Raw genomic sequence first — 305 nt, forward strand, 5'->3', positions numbered from 1 at the left:
CGACAGCCCAAACCGGCTGTCGCTCAGCGACGCCCTACGGCTGTCGCTCATGCTTGCCGAACGCCTTGTCCTGCGCCGGTCTGGTGGTTTGAGCGGTGTGCCCAGAACCCGATCCCATCTCGAACTCGGCCGTTAAACGCACCAGCGCCCATGGTACTGTGTCTCAAGACACGGGAGAGTCGGTCGCCGCCAGACCTGCACAGAACAAGACAGCTCACCAATGAGCCGTTCCCTCTCAAACGATCAAACGTTGGCGCGGGGTGGAGCAGCCCGGTAGCTCGTCAGGCTCATAACCTGAAGGTCAC

General features: G+C 61.6%; 1 rRNA gene. It reads left to right on the forward strand.

Features of this window, described 5'->3' with window-relative positions:
- Window positions 1-79: 79 nt before the first annotated feature.
- Window positions 80-195, forward strand: a 5S ribosomal RNA gene (rrf, locus tag ASF69_RS16580).
- Window positions 196-305: the final 110 nt, after the last annotated feature.

The organism is Rhizobium sp. Leaf311 (assembly GCF_001423445.1).
In the GTDB taxonomy this organism is placed as follows: Bacteria; Pseudomonadota; Alphaproteobacteria; order Rhizobiales; family Rhizobiaceae; genus Agrobacterium.